The organism is Burkholderia sp. Ax-1720 (assembly GCF_011753035.1).
Classification (GTDB): domain Bacteria; phylum Pseudomonadota; class Gammaproteobacteria; order Burkholderiales; family Burkholderiaceae; genus Burkholderia; species Burkholderia gladioli.
Genome location: NZ_VWWK01000014.1, coordinates 54,168 through 72,882, shown reverse-complemented (window position 1 = coordinate 72,882; position 18,715 = coordinate 54,168). Strand labels below are relative to the sequence as shown.

18 protein-coding genes and 3 pseudogenes are annotated in these 18,715 nt (G+C 61.1%); 17 read left to right on the top strand and 4 right to left on the bottom strand.

Going from position 1 to position 18,715, the window contains the following annotated elements:
- Positions 1-95 precede the first annotated feature (95 nt).
- Positions 96-1,652 (top strand): FAD-dependent monooxygenase, encoded by a 1,557-nt coding sequence (locus F3J18_RS07155; RefSeq protein ID WP_166912221.1) that lies wholly within the window; start codon positions 96-98, stop codon positions 1,650-1,652.
- Positions 1,653-1,689: 37 nt separating this feature from the next.
- Here F3J18_RS07155 and F3J18_RS38095 read toward each other — a convergent pair.
- A pseudogene (locus F3J18_RS38095) lies at positions 1,690-1,806 on the bottom strand (SDR family oxidoreductase); the annotation flags it as partial.
- Positions 1,807-1,824: 18 nt separating this feature from the next.
- Between F3J18_RS38095 and F3J18_RS07145 the strand changes: the two are divergent.
- From F3J18_RS07145 to F3J18_RS07120, 6 genes are all read left to right on the top strand, one after another.
- A complete protein-coding gene (locus F3J18_RS07145) occupies positions 1,825-2,037 on the top strand; it encodes a helix-turn-helix domain-containing protein (RefSeq protein WP_166912217.1) in 213 nt (70 codons plus the stop codon).
- 396 nt (positions 2,038-2,433) lie between these two features.
- On the top strand, positions 2,434-4,050 hold the full coding sequence (locus F3J18_RS07140) for a peptide ABC transporter substrate-binding protein (protein WP_025097318.1): 1,617 nt from the start codon (positions 2,434-2,436) through the stop codon (positions 4,048-4,050).
- 13 nt (positions 4,051-4,063) lie between these two features.
- Positions 4,064-5,002: an ABC transporter permease subunit gene (locus F3J18_RS07135; protein ID WP_166912215.1), complete on the top strand. Its 939-nt coding sequence runs from the start codon at positions 4,064-4,066 to the stop codon at positions 5,000-5,002.
- A gap of 13 nt (positions 5,003-5,015) precedes the next feature.
- The gene (locus F3J18_RS07130) at positions 5,016-5,915 is read left to right on the top strand and encodes an ABC transporter permease subunit (RefSeq protein ID WP_025097319.1); all 900 of its coding nucleotides are present in this window, start codon (positions 5,016-5,018) and stop codon (positions 5,913-5,915) included.
- A 1-nt stretch (position 5,916) separates the two neighbouring features.
- A complete protein-coding gene (locus tag F3J18_RS07125) occupies positions 5,917-6,906 on the top strand; it encodes an ABC transporter ATP-binding protein (RefSeq protein ID WP_166912213.1) in 990 nt (329 codons plus the stop codon).
- Positions 6,903-7,928, top strand: coding sequence for an oligopeptide/dipeptide ABC transporter ATP-binding protein (locus F3J18_RS07120; protein WP_166912211.1), 1,026 nt, complete (start codon positions 6,903-6,905; stop codon positions 7,926-7,928). The genes F3J18_RS07125 and F3J18_RS07120 overlap by 4 nt, the downstream gene beginning before the upstream one ends.
- 37 nt (positions 7,929-7,965) lie before the next feature.
- Here the strand turns inward: F3J18_RS07120 and F3J18_RS07115 are convergent, their stop codons facing one another.
- Entirely contained in the window at positions 7,966-8,322 is a 357-nt protein-coding gene (locus F3J18_RS07115; protein ID WP_098151269.1) for an antibiotic biosynthesis monooxygenase, read from the bottom strand.
- A gap of 493 nt (positions 8,323-8,815) precedes the next feature.
- Between F3J18_RS07115 and F3J18_RS07110 the strand changes: the two genes are divergently transcribed.
- The gene (locus F3J18_RS07110; RefSeq protein WP_166912209.1) at positions 8,816-9,562 is read left to right on the top strand and encodes an SDR family oxidoreductase; all 747 of its coding nucleotides are present in this window, start codon (positions 8,816-8,818) and stop codon (positions 9,560-9,562) included.
- A gap of 125 nt (positions 9,563-9,687) precedes the next feature.
- On the opposite strand, the gene F3J18_RS07105 is transcribed toward F3J18_RS07110, so the two are convergent.
- Positions 9,688-10,605 (bottom strand): LysR family transcriptional regulator, encoded by a 918-nt coding sequence (locus F3J18_RS07105; RefSeq protein WP_166912207.1) that lies wholly within the window; start codon positions 10,603-10,605, stop codon positions 9,688-9,690.
- 206 nt (positions 10,606-10,811) lie between these two features.
- Positions 10,812-11,345, bottom strand: a complete 534-nt coding sequence (locus tag F3J18_RS07100) for a heme-binding protein (RefSeq protein WP_166912205.1) — start codon at positions 11,343-11,345, stop codon at positions 10,812-10,814.
- Positions 11,346-11,817: 472 nt separating this feature from the next.
- Here F3J18_RS07100 and F3J18_RS07095 point away from each other — a divergent pair, with 472 nt between their 5' ends.
- From F3J18_RS07095 to F3J18_RS07060, 9 genes and pseudogenes are all read left to right on the top strand, one after another.
- A complete protein-coding gene (locus F3J18_RS07095; RefSeq protein ID WP_166912203.1) occupies positions 11,818-11,970 on the top strand; it encodes a hypothetical protein in 153 nt (50 codons plus the stop codon).
- Positions 11,971-12,304: 334 nt separating this feature from the next.
- Positions 12,305-14,812: a type VI secretion system Vgr family protein gene (locus F3J18_RS07090; RefSeq protein ID WP_166912201.1), complete on the top strand. Its 2,508-nt coding sequence runs from the start codon at positions 12,305-12,307 to the stop codon at positions 14,810-14,812.
- Positions 14,813-14,864: 52 nt separating this feature from the next.
- Positions 14,865-15,323, top strand: a complete 459-nt coding sequence (locus tag F3J18_RS38090) for a hypothetical protein (protein WP_240154506.1) — start codon at positions 14,865-14,867, stop codon at positions 15,321-15,323.
- A pseudogene (locus tag F3J18_RS07085) lies at positions 15,208-16,161 on the top strand (cell wall hydrolase); the annotation flags it as partial. The gene F3J18_RS38090 and the pseudogene F3J18_RS07085, both read left to right, overlap by 116 nt.
- The gene (locus F3J18_RS07080; RefSeq protein WP_166912199.1) at positions 16,133-16,714 is read left to right on the top strand and encodes a hypothetical protein; all 582 of its coding nucleotides are present in this window, start codon (positions 16,133-16,135) and stop codon (positions 16,712-16,714) included. The pseudogene F3J18_RS07085 and the gene F3J18_RS07080, both read left to right, overlap by 29 nt.
- A 61-nt stretch (positions 16,715-16,775) precedes the next feature.
- Positions 16,776-16,916 (top strand): annotated as a pseudogene (locus tag F3J18_RS07075) (PAAR domain-containing protein); the annotation flags it as partial.
- A 277-nt stretch (positions 16,917-17,193) separates the two neighbouring features.
- Positions 17,194-17,538 carry a hypothetical protein gene (locus tag F3J18_RS07070; protein ID WP_166912197.1) on the top strand — a complete coding sequence of 115 codons (345 nt, stop codon included), beginning with the start codon at positions 17,194-17,196 and terminating at the stop codon, positions 17,536-17,538.
- A 185-nt stretch (positions 17,539-17,723) separates the two neighbouring features.
- Positions 17,724-18,254 (top strand): hypothetical protein, encoded by a 531-nt coding sequence (locus F3J18_RS07065; protein WP_240154505.1) that lies wholly within the window; start codon positions 17,724-17,726, stop codon positions 18,252-18,254.
- A 21-nt stretch (positions 18,255-18,275) separates the two neighbouring features.
- The gene (locus F3J18_RS07060; protein WP_166912195.1) at positions 18,276-18,527 is read left to right on the top strand and encodes a PAAR domain-containing protein; all 252 of its coding nucleotides are present in this window, start codon (positions 18,276-18,278) and stop codon (positions 18,525-18,527) included.
- Positions 18,528-18,715 lie beyond the last annotated feature (188 nt).

Genomic DNA, 18,715 nt, shown 5'->3' with positions numbered 1-18,715 from the left:
ACGAACATGGAACGCCGTCCAGGCTTCCTCCCGTTCGTCCGTGTGGCGCTCAGCCTGAGAAACGCTCCGGTCGAACCTCGACAATGGAGCCGTTCATGCACGATCACACCCTCAATTCTCATGATGTCGTCATCGCGGGCGCAGGCCCCGTCGGGCTGTTTCTCGCCTGCGAACTGCGCCTGTTCAAGCTTTCCGTGCTGGTGCTGGAGCGCGCGCAAGCCCCGCAAGCGCCGCTGAAGCGCCTGCCGTTCGGGCTGCGCGGCCTGTCGGTCGCCACGCTCGAAGCCTTCCATCGGCGTGGCCTGCTCGACGAGCTGCTGGCCGCGCAACAGGCGCGCGACGCGTCGGACCAGCCCGCCCCGGCTCCGCATTGGGCCGGCCAGTCGCGCAAGCCCGGCGGCCACTTCGCCGGCATCCAGTTTCATCACGACGCGATCGACAGCTCGCGCTGGCCGTATCGGCTGCCGAGCCCGGCCGGCGAAGGCATGGCCGTCGAACTGGAGATGCTCGAGACCGTGCTGGCTCGGCGGGCCATCGCGATGGGCGCCGAGATCCGGCGCGGCCACGAAGTCGATCGCCTGCTCGGCGGCGAGGACAGCGTGAGCGTTCGCGCCGGCGGCGAGAGTTTTCGCGGGCGCTGGCTGGTCGGTTGCGATGGCGGGCGCAGCACGGTTCGCAAGCTGGCCGGCATCGCCTTCGCCGGCACCGATCCCGAGTTCACCGGCTATTCGGTCGAAGCGGAGCTGCGCGATCCGCACGCGCTGCGCCCCGGGCGGCATTACACGCCCAATGGCATGTATACCTTCACGCCGCCCGGCACCATCGCGATGGTGGACTTCGACGGCGGCGCTTGCCATCGAGGCCAGCCGATCACGCTGGAGCATGCGCAAACCGTGCTGCGCCGCGTATCGGGTGTCGACGTCGAACTGACTCGCCTGCTGCTCGCCAGCACCTGGACCGATCGCGCCTACCAGGCGCGCAGGTATCGCCAGGGGCGCGTTCTGCTTGCCGGCGATGCCGCGCATATCCACTCGCCGCTGGGCGGGCAGGGACTCAATCTCGGCATCGGCGACGCGATGAACCTGGCCTGGAAGCTGGCCTCGACGATACGCGGCGACACGCCCGAGGCGATGCTCGATAGCTATCAAGCGGAGCGGCATCCGGTAGGCGCCGGCATTCTCGACTGGTCGCGCGCGCAGGTGGCCTTGATGCGGCCGACGGCAAGCACGCGCGCCCTGGCGGCCATCATGCGCGACCTGGCGGCGACGGATGACGGCGCCGCGTACCTTGCCGAGCGCGTATGGGGTTTATCGTTGCGCTACCCGCTTGGCGATGGACACCCCTTGATGGGATGCAGCCTGCCGGAGTTCGAACTGGGCGACGGGACCCTGGCCGGCAGCCTGCTGCGCGACGGCAAGGGCTTGTTCCTCGATTTCGAGCGCGATCCGCAACGGCTGACTGAAGTGCGTCGCTGGCAAGGGCGCGTGGCCGGTGTCGCGAGCGAAGCAAGGGATTCGCTGGGGCTGCGCGCGGTGCTGGTGCGGCCTGACGGGTTCGTTGCATGGGCAACCGACTCGCCGTCGGACGCAGCGGGCCTTTCACAAGCCCTCGGCCAGTGGTTCGGCGAGCCGGGGGATACAGGCGACCTGTGAACGCCATGGCTGCCCCGGCACGGAAGCCACGGCAAGCTCACAAGCCAGGCGACAGGCTGCCGTCGATACGCAGGTTGACGCCGGTGATATAGCTCGCCAGCGGGCTCGCGAGGAAGGCGACGGCATTCGCGATCTCCTCCAGGCTGCCGACCCGGCGCTGCGCACCTTGCGGATGAAACGCGACCTGCCCGGCATTTCGCAAAAGATGCTGACCCAGCATCTTCGCGAATTGGCGCACGACGGCCTGATCGAGCGAATCGATTTCGCCGAAAAACCCTTGCGGGTCGAATATCGTTTGACTGAAATGGGGCAGGCCCTGCTGCCGGTGCTGATCGCCGCGCGCAGTTTCTCGACGCGCTATTCGGAGCAGGACCGTGTCCGATGATCCGTCCCGGCGTTCTTTATCACGCTCGCTGCAATCAAAATGAAAACCAGGCGATTCACATCGATAACGCAGCCGGAACAGACACCCTCCTCCATATCAATCTAATTTAGTTATTTTTCATCAAACATTTTTTGACGACCTGATTTCGGTCTGCTATGGTTCCTTCCACTGTAAGCATGCGGCGTCCCATGCCGTGGCCGGTAAGCACATAGAGAGCGGCCGTGGCGCGGGTAATCCCTGATATCGACGGGATTTCCGCCCGGAGAATGACCAGGATTACTAATATGAAAGACAAGCATCATGGGCCCCTTCTTTCGTCTCATTCGTAAATATCCCCGGCGTCGCACGCGGTAAATCCGCATCCGCTCCCCTCGTTCCCTCTGTCAATCGCACACGATGAAACATACGCATGCCATGGCGGCCGTGCTGGCCGCGCTCGCCCTCACCGCGGCCTCCACCGCGTCTGCCGTCAACGTCCCGGCGAACGTCACGCTGGCCGCGCAGCAGGACATCACGCGCCAGGTGCCGGCCGAGGTCGAGTCGCTCGATCCCGCCCATATCGAATCCTGGACCGGCAACACCATCGGCCTGGACCTGTTCGAGGGCCTGGCCCGGATCGACGCCGACGGCAAGCTGGTGCCGGGCGTCGCGCAATCGTGGGAGCACCCGTCGCCCGATACCTGGGTGTTCAAGCTGCGTCACGACGCGAAGTGGAGCAACGGCCAGCCGGTGACCGCGGCCGATTTCGTCTATGCCTGGCAGCGCGTGGTGGACCCGAAGACGGGCTCGAAATACACCATCCTGGTGGAGTTCATCAAGAACGCGAAGGCCGTGATCGCCGGCAAGCAGCCGCCCTCGGCGCTGGCCGTGCGCGCGGTGGACCCGTACACGCTCGAGGTGAAGACCGAGAACCCGGTGGCCTTCTTCCCGGAACTGACCGCGATGGCCCCGCTGGTGCCGGTCAACAAGGATGACGTGACCAAGTTCGGCGACGCCTGGACGCGTCCGCAGAACATCGTCAGCAACGGCGCCTACAAGCTGGTGGACTGGCAGCCGAACAACCGCATCCTCGCGACCAAGAACGACAAGTACTGGAACACCGGCAAGGTGGTGATCAAGAACGTCACCTACCTGCCGATCGAAAGCGACGATACGGCAATGCGCATGTATCAGTCCGGCCAGATCGACTACACCTACTCGATCCCCGCCGGCGTGTTCAACCAGGTCAACAAGCAGTTCGGCAAGGAGCTGCGCCCGGGCCTGCAGCTCGCGACCTACTACTTCTACATGAAGAACAGCGACGCGGCCTTCAAGGACAAGCGCGTGCGCCAGGCGCTGTCGATGGTGCTCGATCGCGACATCCTCACCTCCAGGCTCACGCAGGCCGGCGAAGTGCCGATGTACGGCCTGATGCCGAACGGCACCAAGGGCGTGCAGCCGTTCAAGCCCGACTGGGCCGCCTGGCCGATGGCCAAGCGCGTCGACTACGCGAAGAACCTGCTCAAGCAAGCCGGTTATTCCGATGCCAACCCGCTGAGCTTCACGCTGACCTACAACACCAGCGACCTGCACAAGAAGGTGGCCCTGTTCGCCGCATCGGAATGGCGCACCAAGCTGGGCGTGACCGCCAAGCTCGAGAACGTCGAATTCAAGGTGCTGATGAAGCTGCGCCACGACGGCAAGGTGGAGATGGCGCGCGACGGCTGGTTCGCCGACTACAACGACGCGATGACCTTCTTCGACCTGATCCGCTGTGGCAGCGCGCAGAACACGGTGGGCTACTGCAATCCGAAGGTCGACCAGCTGATCGACCAGGCCAACCAGAAGCTCGACGACAAGGAGCGCACCGCGCTGCTGACGCAGGCGCACGACCTGGCGATGAACGACTACCCGATGCTGCCGCTGTTCCAGTATTCGGCGGACCGCCTCGTCAAGTCCTATGTCGGCGGCTACTCGCTGAGCAACGTGATCGACATGCGTGCCTCGCAAGACATGTATCTGATCAAGCACTGAGGCGGAACGCATCATGCTGGCCTACGCACTGCGTCGCACGCTCTGGGCGATCCCGACGATCCTCGCCGTGATCACCGTCTGCTACCTGCTGCTGCACTTCACGCCGGGCGGGCCGTTCGACAGCGAGAAGCAGCTGTCGGCGGCCACCATCGCGAACCTGAACGCGAAGTACCACCTCGACGCGCCGCTGTGGAAGCAGTACCTGCTGTACCTGAACTCGCTGCTGCACGGCGATCTCGGGCCTTCGTTCCGCTACGTCGACTGGTCCGTCAACGACCTGGTGCGCAAGGCCCTGCCGGTCAGCCTCGGGGTGGGCGGCATCTCGATCCCGATCGCGATCGTGCTCGGCGTGCTGCTCGGTACCGTCGCCGCGGTGCGCCGCGACAGCCTGATCGATCGTTTCGTGATGCTAATCGGCAACTTCGGCAACGTGATCCCGCCGTTCGTGCTGGGCCCGGTGCTGGTGCTGATCTTCGCGATCGCCTTGAAGACCTCCGAGGGCCATGGCTGGCTGCCCGCGGGCGGCTGGGGCGACGGCGGCTGGCAGTATCGCGTGCTGCCGATCCTGCTGCTCACGCTGATCAACGTCTCGCTGCTGGCGCGCGTGATGCGCGGCTCGATGATCGAGACGCTGTCGAGCAACTACATCCGTACCGCGCGCGCCAAGGGCCTGCCGGGACGCACCATCGTGCTGCGCCACGCGCTCAAGCCGGCGCTGATGCCGGTGGTGTCGCTGTTCGGCACGGTCTGCATCTCCTCGATCACCGCCGCGGTGGTCACCGAATCGGTGTTCGCCCTGCCCGGGCTCGGGCAGTTGGTCGTGAACGGCGCGATCAACCGCGACTACACGCTGGTGCTCGGCCTGGTGGTGCTGACCACCGTCTGCGCGGTGCTGTTCAACCTGCTGGTCGACCTCGCCTATGCCTGGCTCGACCCGCGCATCCGCTATTGAGAGGGGCGCAACCATGACGCCTGCCGCAACTCCCGCCGAAGCCAAGCCGGCCGACGCGCCGGTGCGCTCGCGCACGCCGCTCGAACTGGCGGCCGCGCGCTTCGTGCGCAACCGCGCCGCCATGTTCAGCCTGGCGCTGCTGATCGTGATCGCGCTGGCCTGCTTCGTCGGCCCGCTGCTGCTGCCCAACGATCCCACCGCCAGCGACTGGTCCTCGATCAGCCTGCCGCCCACGCTCGCCGGCCTGCACTGGTTCGGCACCGACGAACTCGGCCGCGACCTGCTCGCGCGCACCCTGGTGGGCGGGCGCGTCTCGCTCGAGGTCGGGCTGCTGGGCACCCTGGTGTCCGGCCTGTTCGGTGTGGCCTGGGGCGCCATCGCCGGCTTCGCGGGCGGGCGCACCGATTCCGTGATGATGCGCATCGTCGACATGATGTACGCGATCCCCTACCTGTTGATCGCGATCCTGATGATGACGCTGTTCGGCCGCTCCTTCATCCTGGTGGTGCTGACCATCAGCGCCTTCTCCTGGCTGGACATGGCGCGCGTGGTGCGCGGCCAGACGCTGTCGCTACGCACCCGCGAATTCGTCGACGCCTCGCGCGCGATCGGCGTGACGCCCGGTACCATCGTGCGCCGCCATATCGTGCCGAACCTGCTCGGCGTGGTGGTTGTGTACGCAACCGTCAGCGTGCCGGGCATCATCCTCACCGAATCGGTGCTGTCCTTCCTCGGGCTGGGCGTGCAGGAACCGATGACGAGCTGGGGCATGCTGATCCAGGACGGCGCGCAGAAGCTCGACGCGATGCCCTGGCTGCTGCTGGCGCCCGCCGTGCTGCTTTGCGTGACGCTCTACTGCGTGAACTTCCTCGGGGATGGTTTGCGCGACGCACTCGATCCGAAGGACCGCTGACATGGCGCTATTGGAAGTCAATAATCTCGGGGTCCGCTTCACGCGCCGCGACGGCCCGCCGGTGGATGCCGTCTCGGGCGTGTCGTTCTCGCTGGAAGCCGGCAAGACGCTCGGCATCGTCGGCGAATCCGGCTCGGGCAAGAGCCAGACCGTGATGGCCCTGCTGGGCCTCCTGGCCGGCAACGGCTCGACCAGCGGCGAGGCGCGCTACCGCGACGCCGACCCGCTCGGCATGAACACGCGCCAGCTCAACGAGATCCGCGGCAACCGGATCGGCATGATCTTCCAGGACCCGATGACCTCGCTCAATCCGTTCCTGACGATCGAGCGGCAGATGACGGAAACCCTGCAGCTGCACCGGAAGATCTCGCGCAAGGACGCCACGCGCCGCGCGATCGAGGCGCTCGAGTCGGTGCGCATTCCCGACGCGGCACGCCGCATCCGCATGTATCCGCACGAGTTCTCGGGCGGCATGCGCCAGCGCGTGATGATCGCGATGACCCTGCTTTCCGAGCCGGAGATCCTGATCGCCGACGAACCCACCACCGCGCTCGACGTGACGGTGCAGGCGCAGATCATCGAGCTGCTGCGCGAGCTGAACCGCGAGCGCGGCACCTCGATCGTGCTGATCACGCACGACATGGGCGTGGTGGCCGGCCTGGCCGACGACGTGATGGTGATGTACGCGGGCCGCACCGTGGAATACGCGAGCGCCGAGGCCATCTTCGCCGCGCCCTCGCATCCCTACACGATCGGCCTGCTCAACGCCCTGCCCCGCCTCGACGCGCCCGACGACGCACCGCTCATCGCGATCCCCGGCAACCCGCCGATGCCCGGCCAGGGCAGCGACGGCTGCGCGTTCGCCAAGCGCTGCGGCTACGCCTCGGCGCACTGTCGCGAGGATCGCCCCGAGCTGACGGTCTATTCGGAAGCCGGCGCGGTGCGCGCCTGCCATCGGCCCATTGCGGAAATCACGGGAGGCCTGCGATGAGCACCGCCGAACTCGCTTCAACGAATGCCGCGACGGCCGATACGCTGCTGGCCGTGCGCGATCTCAAGGTGCATTTTCGCGTGCCGCTCGGTGGGTATCCGTGGTCGGGCAAGGGGACGCTGCGCGCGGTCGATGGCGTGTCGTTCGACGTGCGTCGGGGGGAGACGGTTGGTCTGGTCGGGGAATCGGGCTGCGGGAAGTCGACGCTGGCGCGGGCGCTGATCGGGCTGGTGCCGGTGACCGATGGCAGCGTGCAGTGGCGCGGCGAGACGATGGTGTCGGGCTCGCGCCGCGATACGCGCACCATGCGCCGCGAGATGCAGATGATCTTCCAGGATCCGCTCGCCTCGCTGGACCCGCGCATGACCATCGAGCAGGTGGTGGCGGAGCCGCTGGTGACGCATCAGCCGGGGCTCGGGCGGGAGGAGATCCGGCTTCGCGTGCGAACCATGCTCGAGCGCGTGGGCTTGAATGCGCATCATCTGATGCGCTATCCGCATGAGTTCTCGGGTGGCCAGTGCCAGCGTATCGGCATCGCGCGTGCGTTGATCGGCGAGCCGCGGCTGGTGATCTGCGATGAGCCGGTGTCGGCGCTGGATGTGTCGATCCAGGCGCAGATCGTGAACCTGCTGCGCGACCTGCAGCGGGAGCTTTCGCTATCCTACCTGTTCGTGGCGCATGACCTGGCGGTGGTGAAGGCGATCAGCCAGCGGGTGCTGGTGATGTACCTCGGGCGCGTGATGGAGTTCGGGGCTCGGCATGATGTGTATGGCGTGCCTCAGCATCCTTATACGAAGGCGCTGCTGGCGGCGGCGCCGACGCCGGATCCGGCACGCGAGCGCGCGCGGCGGCCCTTGCTGCTTTCCGGCGAGATGCCCTCGCCGATGAATCCGCCTTCGGGTTGTGCGTTTCGAACGCGGTGTCCGGATGCGATCGAGGCTTGCGCGCAGGACAGGCCGCTGCCGGAAGTGCGTGGCGGGTCGGCGGCGCGGGTGGCTTGTATTCGGGCGGGTGTGGCCTGAGGCTCAATGACATGCGGGATGAGCGCGGTATCGTCGCTCAGGTCCCGCTCGATTCGCCCACTTGCGGCCCCGTGCCTCGCGCCGCCAGCGGATGCGCGAGCTTGCTGTCACCGTAAGTGCGGATCACCTCGGAAACGATCACCTGATAGCCGTCCAGCCAGTTCGCCTGGGCGGCTTTCGCCTCAAGATGCGCCGGGTTTTTCATCAGAACCTGCAGTGCTTCCAGCGACTCCCAGTAATACACATTGGACGTCAGGCCCGTGGCGGCGTTCTCCCATGTCTCCTCCCCCAGATAACCCGGAATCGTTTTTGCGGCGTCCGCGATCGCTTTGTCGAGGCGGTGGAAGGTGTCGTCGAACTGCCCGGCGGCGAAGATGAAGGTGGAGGAGTACATGGGGTGGGTTTGGGTTGAAGGCGGAAGAATGAAACTGGGCCGTTCGTGCCAGTTCGGCTGACGTCGAGCTCTTCTCGTCATGCCCTCGGCTCTCTTGCCGGCATTATCGCCGACTCGGCCTCGGCAATTCCGACTATCCGGTTGCTCGAATTCGCGCGACCGCCGCCCCTTCCCCGGCCGATGCCCCACGTTCGCACAACCCGCCGCACGCGCCGCATGCCGCCATCGGCCATCGGCCATCGTCAGCTATGCGAATTGATCGTCACCCCGGCCAGTGACGCGTCACCCGATATTTCTTCGAATTCCGACGAAATGTTGCGCGAATTCAGTCGATTCCGCCATCCAGCGACTACGTGCATGATTCGAATCACGCGAGGTGCTCGTCGAAAAACCGATGATCGACAACGCTCAAAGGTCTACGACATGCCTTCCATTCAATGACATTCGACAGTCATCACTGGATGACCAGAATATTTTTTACTGGATGACGAAAATGAAGCTCAAGAACAAGGTGGCCTTCGTAACCGGCGGCACGTCGGGCATCGGCCTGGAAACCGCGAAACTCTTCCAGGCCGAAGGCGCCAATGTGGTGCTGGTTGGTTCGAATGAAGAACGCCTGGCCGCCGCAGGCAGGGAGCTCAACGGGACGGCCCTGCTGGTTCGTGCCGATATCCGCAAGGTGGCGGACATCGCGCACGCAGTTGAACAGGCGCGAACGAAATTCGGCCATATCGACGTGGTGTTCGCCAACGCCGGCGCAAGCACGGTCGCCCCGCTCGAAGCGATAACGGAGGAGTATGTCGCGAACAACCTCTCCCTCAACTTCACCGGCACCTTCTTCACCATTCAGAAGACGGCTCCGATCATCGCCAACGGCGGCAGCATTATCGTCACGACCTCGTTCCTCAATACGATCGGATTTCCGGGCTTGTCGATTCTCGCCGCCACCAAGGCCGCGACTCGCTCACTCGTGCGCACCCTGGGCGCGGAACTGGCGCCTCGCGGCATCCGCGTCAATGCCGTGAGCCCCGGCGCGATCGCGACGCCGTTCTACAGCAAGATCGGCTTGCCTGACGATGCTCTTTCCCAAGTCGCCGGCGACGTCACGCAGAAAATTGCCCTCAAGCGCTTCGGGGAACCGATTGAACTGGCGAAGGCCGCGTTGTACCTGGCAAGCGATGATTCGTCATACACCACGGGCACCGAGCTGGTTGTCGATGGCGGGCTGACCCAGTTCTGATGCGCCTTGCCGGCGAAACAATGAATGCATCCAGGTTGCAGCGACGCGGCAACCGAATCCAGCCTGCCGCCTGCCTGATCCACGAACGGCAGGCTGCTTCCGATTGATCGATTGGTCTGCCGGGATCATGCCGACTTGGTGAATCGGGAGAAGGACTCCCTGAGTCTCGGCGTCACGAAATCGAGAAAGCGCCGTAGCTTCAGGGGCATGACGCTGCGGAAGACGTGCACGAGTTGTATCGGGACAGGATCGACCTCGAACGTGTCCAGAATGATTTCCAATTCCCCGGCGTCGATGGCCTCCGCGACGTGATAGTGCAGCAACTGTGTGAATCCGAACCCGCGAACGGCTGCATCCACCGCGGAATCCGCGGACGATACCTGGAGCCGAGGCGAAATCGGGACAGTGACCAAGAGCCCCGTATCCGGATATCGGAATGTCCAGTCCGGCGACAGCATCGGGCCGTTGTACATCACGCAGGGCAGCCTTGCGAGCTCGGCCGGCGTTCGAGGCACGCCACGTTCCCTCAGCAAGGCCGGGCTGGCACAGACCACCGTTCGAAATGCGCCAATCCGCGTCGCAATCATGTTGCTGTCGGGCAGGCGGCCGATACGAACCGCGACGTCGACATGCGTATCGACCAAATCGACATTGCGATCCGATTGAGTCAATTTCACGTCGATCTCCGGAAACAGCGCCAGGAAATTCATGATTTCAGGCAGCACGTAAAGCCGCCCAAGCAGCACCGGTGTGGTAATGGCCAGTTCTCCGCGCGGCGCCGTGAATTCGCCCGTCGCCTCACGCTCCTGTTCACTCACCAGATCCAGGATCTGCCGCGCCGTCACCGCATAAGCGAGCCCCGCATCCGTCAGACTCAACTTGCGCGTCGTTCGCATGAGCAAGCGCGTACCTAATTGCTCCTCGAGATCCGTGACTTTACGCGTCAGCGTGGCCACCGGTACATTCATCATTCTTCCGGCAGCAGAAAAACTGCCCGTTTCGATAGTGGCGAGCAACATCGCCATAGCTTCCAACCTATCCATGGCGCCTGAACAGCCTCCGAAAACGGAAAAAAATATTGTAATGGATCCATCGCGATAACGATGGGTATTTTCCAATGCAGAAGAATGAACAATTCAGCTTCGAGGCATCGACATGAAAATGGGGGCGCACACCGCCTGGAGTTCGGCGGGTTCGCCCCCTGCTTCAACTCATGCGATCGATATTTCGCATTGAATGCCGACGATTTTCAAGGCATCAATTCACTTTCGATCTTCTTCACACCTGCCATCGCGCACTCCTCGTCCTTGTCGCCGCCAGGGGATCCCCCAACGCCAATCGCGGCGATGGTTTCATCCCGCAGCTTGATTGCCGCACCACCCGGCAAGGCCGTGACATTCGGGGTCGATGCCAGCGATTGCGCGCCAATCGGCGGATACTTCGCGAGAACATCCCAAAACTGGCTGGTGCGATCGAAGTGGAAAATCGGCCCCATCGACACCGCCGTGTAGGCCTTGCGATAGGAGGAGTCCTTGGTGTGAATGACGGCGTGATCGCCGCGCAGCACGACCTCAGGCGTTCCGGCCACGTCCACCACCGTCGCCGTGACGGCGTATCCTTTTGCCGTGCAGGCGCGGACTGCCTCGAGCGCACCGTCGAGTGCGATATTCATCGGCAATGTATAACCACTAATCGACACCTGGGCAACGGCCGGTGATTCGACAAACAGAGTACCAACGGCCAGGAGCGAGACTGCGGCGACCGTATATTTATTTCCCGACATGTTTTCTCCAAGAATAATTACGCGTCCCACCGGATAATTCTCCGATGGGCTTCACGATATAAACCAGACGATTTATTGCGTTCTCTCAGGCAAGCAATTTTTATTATCAATCTGAATCACGGTCGATCGTCGGGCAGCGGCTACACCTCGGATCAGTCTTGTCGTGGCCGATTATGCCGCGTGATCCGGTTCCAATGAATTCGTCAAATCCGAGATACATATCCTCAAGAAATGAGGAAATCGGGCTGGAATTGCGTCGTAAAGTGTCCGGACAGACAGTCCCACCCAAAGCATGACCTCGCGTCATCCGCCTCCTGACGCCGCCGCGCTTCATGCCTCGCGCGTCGCTTCCTAAACTCTCCTTGCATCGTGATCCGCTTCGCCGCTCGGCGAATCGAGCCCGCCCTTCCCCACCTCCCTCCGGAGCGAGCCGGCGCCGGGACGCATCTCGCCACGATAGGAGGATTCCCGCATGAACCGACACCGCACGCTCCTCAAGACCGCCGCGGCGCTGCCCCTGGCTGCCACGCTGCTCGATGCGAAACCGGGCGCGGGGGTCGCGGCGGCGCTGGCGGCGCTGGTATCGCTGGGGGTGCTGTGCGTGGATTGGTCGCGGCGGGGATGATGCGGAAGATCAGTCGCTCACGCCGCGGCGAATCCTAGAATGGAAAATCCGATGCGCAAAAACGCCAGGCGCCACGCAAGGTGCCATGCCAGCACACGGTAGTTCCATCAAGCAGCTTTCGCATGCTCATGGTGACATCGGCTGGCGTCTTTTCTCAGCGATTCGAGAATATCGTGGGTCGATTCAAATCGTTTGGTTGCGCTTTGAGAGGAGCAACGCCACCGGAATTGCGCCATGAGCCGCTGTCTCGGTGGCTTAGGCCAATGCCAATAATATTGCGACCGGTTTTGCCCGGGATGGCTCATCTCCGGTCCAACAGATTCGGAGTTTCCTCATGGCTATCAAGGCCTTGGAACAGTTGCTCGGAGCTCGTTACACCCAGTACGAACGGCTCGTCAAACTCGACACGCCAATCGGCAAGGACGCGCTCGTTCCACTGTACGTAAAGTTCAAGGCGCGGCTCGGCCGAAATTTCGAGGTGGTTGTCGATGCCTTGTCGACGAGCGGGAACTCGATTCAATTCAAGACGCTGCTGATGCAGCCAGTCACGCTCTGGATTCAGCAAACCGACGGAAACTATCTGCCCATCCACGGCTACGTGCAGCGCGCTCGCCGTCTTGGTAGCGATGGCTCGGTTTCCTATTTCCAGGTCCACTTCTCATCCTGGCTGAGTTTCCTGAATCTGAGCAGCGATCGACGCGACTGGCAAGAAGCGAACGGCTCACAGATTCTGAGCGACGTGCTCGACAAGCATCCCCAGGCGAACGGGCAGTACAAGTTCGAGCTGCGCGCCGCGATGCGCTCGTACTCGCACCGCGTGCAGTGGGAAACCGACTGGAATTTCGTCCATCGCAGCATGGAGGAGGTCGGCGTGTTCCCGCGATTCGATTTCGCGCAGGATGGGAAGTCGCACCAAGTCGTCGTCATGGACGATCTGTATTGCGGCCCGTCGCTTCCCGGCGGCGACATGAAATTCAGCCACTCGAGCATGAACGAGGAGTTCGACGGCCTGACTCAGCTCGGGGAGCAGCAGGACGTACAGAGCGAGTGCCTCACGCTCGGCGCGGCCGACTACAAACGTCCGAATGCCGATCAGCGGATCAGCACGCCGGCTGCCGACCTGGACGAGTTGCCCGGGCAGGGAGAGGACTACCTCTACACGGGCTCGCAGGCCTGGTCGAACAGTGGCATGGGCGAGCAACAGGCGCGCATCCGCACGGAAGAATGGGCGTCCCGCGCGAAACGCTATTTCGCCGTCGGTAGCCCGCGCTATGCCCTGCCCGGCTACTGGTTCAAGCTGACCGGCCATCCCATTCTGGACAAGCTGCCGCCGAAAGATCGCGAGTTGTCCATCATCGCCAGTGACTGGCTGATTCAGAACAATATCCCCGGCATCGACGCGTTGACGCGGTTTCCTCGCAGCCTGCGCAACGAGGTCGAACAGGCGCGCGCGGCCGGCGCTGGCGCCGCCGTCAGGCACGGCGACGGCGGTGTTGGCTTTATCCAGGTTGAAATCGAGGCACAGCGCCGCCGCACGCCTTTCCGCAGCCCTTTCGAGCACCAGAAGCCGGAGATGCATCTCCAGACAGCCGTCGTCGTGACAGACAGCGATGAGGAGATCCTGACGGACGAAGGCAATCGGGTCCGCGTTCGGACGACGAACAGTCGAAGCCACCCGAAGCTGAAATCGACGAATTGGATTCGCGCTGCCATGCCGGACGCGGGTGCGAAGCGCGGCGGCTACTTCCCGCTGCGCAAGGACGATCAGGTGCTGCTGGGATTCGTGAACGGCGACTGCGACCGGCCGGTCATCATCTCGCGATTACACGGTGGATCGACGATGCCGGTGTGGAACACGCACGGCCTGCTGTCGGGCTTCCGATCCCGGGAGTATGGCGGCGACGGTTTCAACCAGCTCGTCATGGACGATGCCACGGGTCAAAACCGCGTTCACCTCTACACCACGAGCTATCACTCCCATCTTCACCTCGGTCATCTTGTCGACCATTCGGACAACACCCGTGGCGCGTTCCTCGGTAACGGCTTCGATTTGAAGTCCAACGCGTACGGCGCCGTGCGTGCCGAGCAGGGGCTCTATGTATCGACACAACCGGCAAGCGACCAACCGCTGAATGTGACTGCCGCAACGGAATCGCTGGCACGTGTGGAAGCCGTGTTCGAGACAGCCTCGAGCGCAAGCGAGACGAATCGCGCCGAGAGCCTGCAAGCCGGGCAGAAAGCGCTGAAGTCGTTCACGGACGGGACGCAGAAGACGATAGCTGGCACGGCGGGTAGCGGCCGAACGGCCGGCGGTGGCACCGGGAACGCCAACGGCTTTTCGAGGCCGGTCATGCTGCTGTCGAGCCCCGAGGGCATTGCGACGTCCACGCAGCAGTCAGTGCATCTCACGGCGACGCAACAGGTCAATGCGGCGGCCGGCGAGAATATCAATCTGGCGGCGGGAAAATCCCTGCTCGCCAGCGTGCTCGATAAGGTCAGCGTGTTCGCACAAAATCTCGGCATCAAGATCTTTGCGGCGAAGGGACCGGTAGATATCCAGGCGCAGGGCGGCCCGTTGTCGGTGGTGGGCCTGGAGGATGTGAAGATCGAGAGCGCAAACGGTCGGCTGGTGCTGACCGCTGCGAACGAGGTATGGATTGGTGCCGGCGGCTCGTACATCAGCATCAAGGGCGGTGTCATCGAGAATGTGACGACGGGCCAGATCCTGGAAAAGTGCGTCACGTGGAACAAGCTTGGCGGGGCGAGCAGGACGATCCGCGACAAGCTGCAGGCCACGCCGATCGCCGGAGATGATGGGCGCGGCACGCCGTTCTCGGGCTGAACGTATTGCACCGCCCCTCACGATAAGAAATGAACGAGAGATTCCGATCGCCATGAGCCAGCGCCATTCATCAGGGAACCCTAGCCCGCCCGCCAAACCGTCGAACCCATCTTCCACATCGAGCGCGCCCGAACCGTACAAGCCGCTCGCCTGGGCCTTTCCCTTCGCCTCTGTCGACAAGAGCGACGGGAGCGCCCCGATGACCTATATGAAGGCGTTGGCCGCTGCCGAGGACGGCTTCTATCCGCTGGGCGCGAATGGCATGTGGCACGGCGGCGTCCATTTCGACCAGAACACCGCCAAACACCTCAAACAGGACGCGGGAATTCGCGTGATCGCCGATGGCGAGGTGGTGGCGTACCGGCTGGACAGCAAATATCCGGAGCAGGACTACCCGGATGTGCGGGCCGTGGGACTGGCCGGGCTTCGAATTGATCGACAACAGCAGCATCATGCCGATCGATATGCTCAAGCGTTACATCCATGTCACCGAGCTGTACCTGGCCGATGAAAGCAAGACCGAGTTCGAGGCGAACGCGGCGACGGTCAATGCCGGCCCGCTGATCACGAATCTCGAGAAAGCGATCGACACGGACCACGATGGGAAGGTCACCGCGCTGGAGCTGAAGCACGCGCTGGAGACGCCGTGGATGGCTGAGGCGCTATCGCATCTGGTGGTACGGTGCGAAAGCGAATGGGGCGGTGGCCTGGGCAAATGGGAGGCGCTGTCGCCATTGATGAAGAAGTTGCTGTGGCTGTGGAAGACGGAGATTGAACGGATTGGGAAGTTGCAGTGGTGGGAGCAGGTGTCGACGGTGGACGGATTCCCCACGCAACCGAACCCTTGGCATTTCCATCCGGTTGGAATTGCAGGAAATTTCTTGATACTCAGCCAAACTGACACTGACGACGTGACATACCTTGCAAAAACGCTGTATGGAGAGTCTCGGGGCCAAAATCGCATATCGAAAGAGGCGGTCGCATGGGTGATCCGCAACCGCGTGGAAAGTGGGATCTGGGGGAAAACCTACAAATCAGTCGTCACCGCCCATCTACAGTTCACGTGCTGGTCAAGTAAAGTCGATCCCGGTAACTATGCTGCAATTCAAAATCCGAGCGGTCCTGCCTGGGAGGAGTGCAAACAGGTTGCGGAAGAGGTCGTGAGCGCCCCAGCTTCTTCCAATCCTGTTCCGAGTGCCATCAACTATTACAGCCCCCGAGCTCAGGCAGCTCTGCATGCGACTGACCCTGCCAACTACAAAGCGCTACCTTCCTTTGCGGACCCTGCAAAGCAAATTCCCAATCCACCAGGAATCTCCGATGAATATTTCAAATTTTACAAAAAATAGCCTTGTCGCATCACTGGCATTTTTTCTGTTTATTTCTTGCTCGCACAGCGAGCAATTAAACGAACACACGAATTTCAAAAATTCGGACGTTCAAATATCGACTGAATGCTCAGATAAAGATGGTGGCACAAACTGCACTGTCTCGGCGGTCACCGACATGAAAAAGAAGGAATTGATTTCCTTCCCGTTCGCGCCGTCCGGCATAAAACTAGAATCCGGGGTATTCGTTATCATTTTTCCATGTGGCCCAGAATGCTCGGCGACTTACTTTTACAGCCCAGAAAAGGGATCAGGAGGGCCATTCCCGAGAATAATAAGCTATAACTTGCACAACGAGCTTGCAGCCAGCATCTCGAGAAACCCACTCTCGATTTATCGCATCTACTCCAAGCAAGGCTCCAAACCCGCCCTCACAATCAGACTCGACACTAACAAGGAACAAGATTTGGACGATGCCGTAAAAAAAGTGGAATTTGTCGAAAATAAAATAACCATCACGTACATTAACCAAAAAGGCGATGTAAAAACGGTTAGCCGCAACTTGGGAAACTAGTATATCCACCACGTCACCAGCTGCCGATCTACAGAGTCGGCGTATCAAAGTCCAGTTGGCTATGATAAATCTCATTCAAATAGGCGACGACACCGACCACGGCGGCAAAGTGGGAGCCGGGCGGCAGACGATGCAATACGACGGCCGGTACGTCGCCAGCAAGGGAGACCTCATTTCCTGTCCGAAGCATCCGGACGTGTCTAAGCCAAAGGGTCAATAATCTAGTCGACTACCATCTGCGCGAACGAGAGAACGGGGACCCATCCTCGGTTGGAACGAACCTAAACTACGCGAATTCGAGCTATTCAGATGCCGTCAACTTACCATGGATCAATGCATCATCCAGGCTATATTACGGAAAAGGGATCTCCATGCATTATCACGGGGCCACGCCAGAACTAGAACCATACCGACCTGCACCTTATGCAATTTCGCTAGCCATCGAAAGTGAATGATTTCGAACGTGAAACACAAATTTTATGAAAAACACATTAACTGCAATTTTATCGTTATTATTTTTTCTTTCGTCGAATTCATCCTCAGCCAAATCAACCCATGAAAAACAAGCAACACCAGGAAAATCCTACATTTGCCAATTTGGCAAATATGGGGTTGTTGTAATCGACACTCGCGACCCCGGCGCTTCAATTATCATTGACGGCGTCCGATACCCCGCAACAGATGGCAGCTACTTCTATCAGACTTCCGACCGAAAAATTGCAATTGCATTTAATCCCAAAATGACCACATGGACATTGATGAGCGAGGAAGACTCCAAGGAAATTACTGATTCACACTGCAAAGTTAAGCTCAATAACAAATAGCTCGAATCATTTTCAATACACTAGCGAAGCTATTTTTAGAAACCCTCTCCACTTTTTATTCGGACAGCGATGATAGATCTTTTCGGAATAGGCGATGACACTGATCACCTCGACAAAGTGGAAGCCAGGCTGAATAGCCTTACCGCATCTTACGGCGAACTTGATGATCTCATTAAGGGAAAAACATGAAATCAAAAACAACTACCTTTATATTATTGATTTCCATCTTAGCGGAAACTTTCGCTCATGCCGAGGGGCTCGAAGATCACCTCTCGCAATACAACGCCAAAGTATTCACCGGCAACCTCGTTATTCCTAGCTATTACAAAAAAACCGATTACGGCTGGCGAGACGACGAAGGGAAATTGGTCGACAATCCCCATGTGAATTTCGCAGGAAAATACTTTATCGGCCGACATAGCTGCGGAACGGAATGCATACACTTTTCCCTATCTGACTTAACCAGCGGAAAGGACTCCAACGCTCTCGATATGTTTTCGTCCGGCGGCGACTCGCCTACTCGAACGAGAGACGGCAGGCGTTATTTAACCGAATTGACTACCAAACCGGACAGCCGCCTCTTGATTGCCAGATACCACATTTCGGCCTCGATTTCTCTTCCTGAAGAATGCAAGGAAAAGGAATTTGTCCTTGACGATAGATCTGGCAAGGTGATTGCAACCTCGAAAGCAATCGTCCCGTGCGAAATTCGCTGAACTTCTGCCTAGCGCTCGCCGGTGATGAACTTAATCCGCGTCGGCGACGACACCGACTACGGCGGCAAAGTGGAAACCGGGCCGCAGACGATGAAATGCGATGGCCGGTACGTCGCCCACAAGGGAGATCGCGTTTCCTGTCCGAGGCATCCAAACGTGTCGCCCAATGTCATCGAAGAGGGCGACACGTCATTAACGGACGCAGGCGTGCCGATCGCGCGACATGGCCATCATGCGACATGCGAGTGCCGTCTCTTTTCGAGCCTCATCTAGCCGCACCATTCTCAGGTCCTCGTATTGGACCAGCGCGGCCGGGTCCTTGACACTGTGAATCTGTCAGACGGCCTGCTGGCGACTCCGGCGCTGAGGTTGTACGTCTTCGATATCAATGCGGAGTTGAAAAACCACTTAGGTTTTCCAAACCACATCGGAATCATCACACCTCGCGATGATCTCGACCG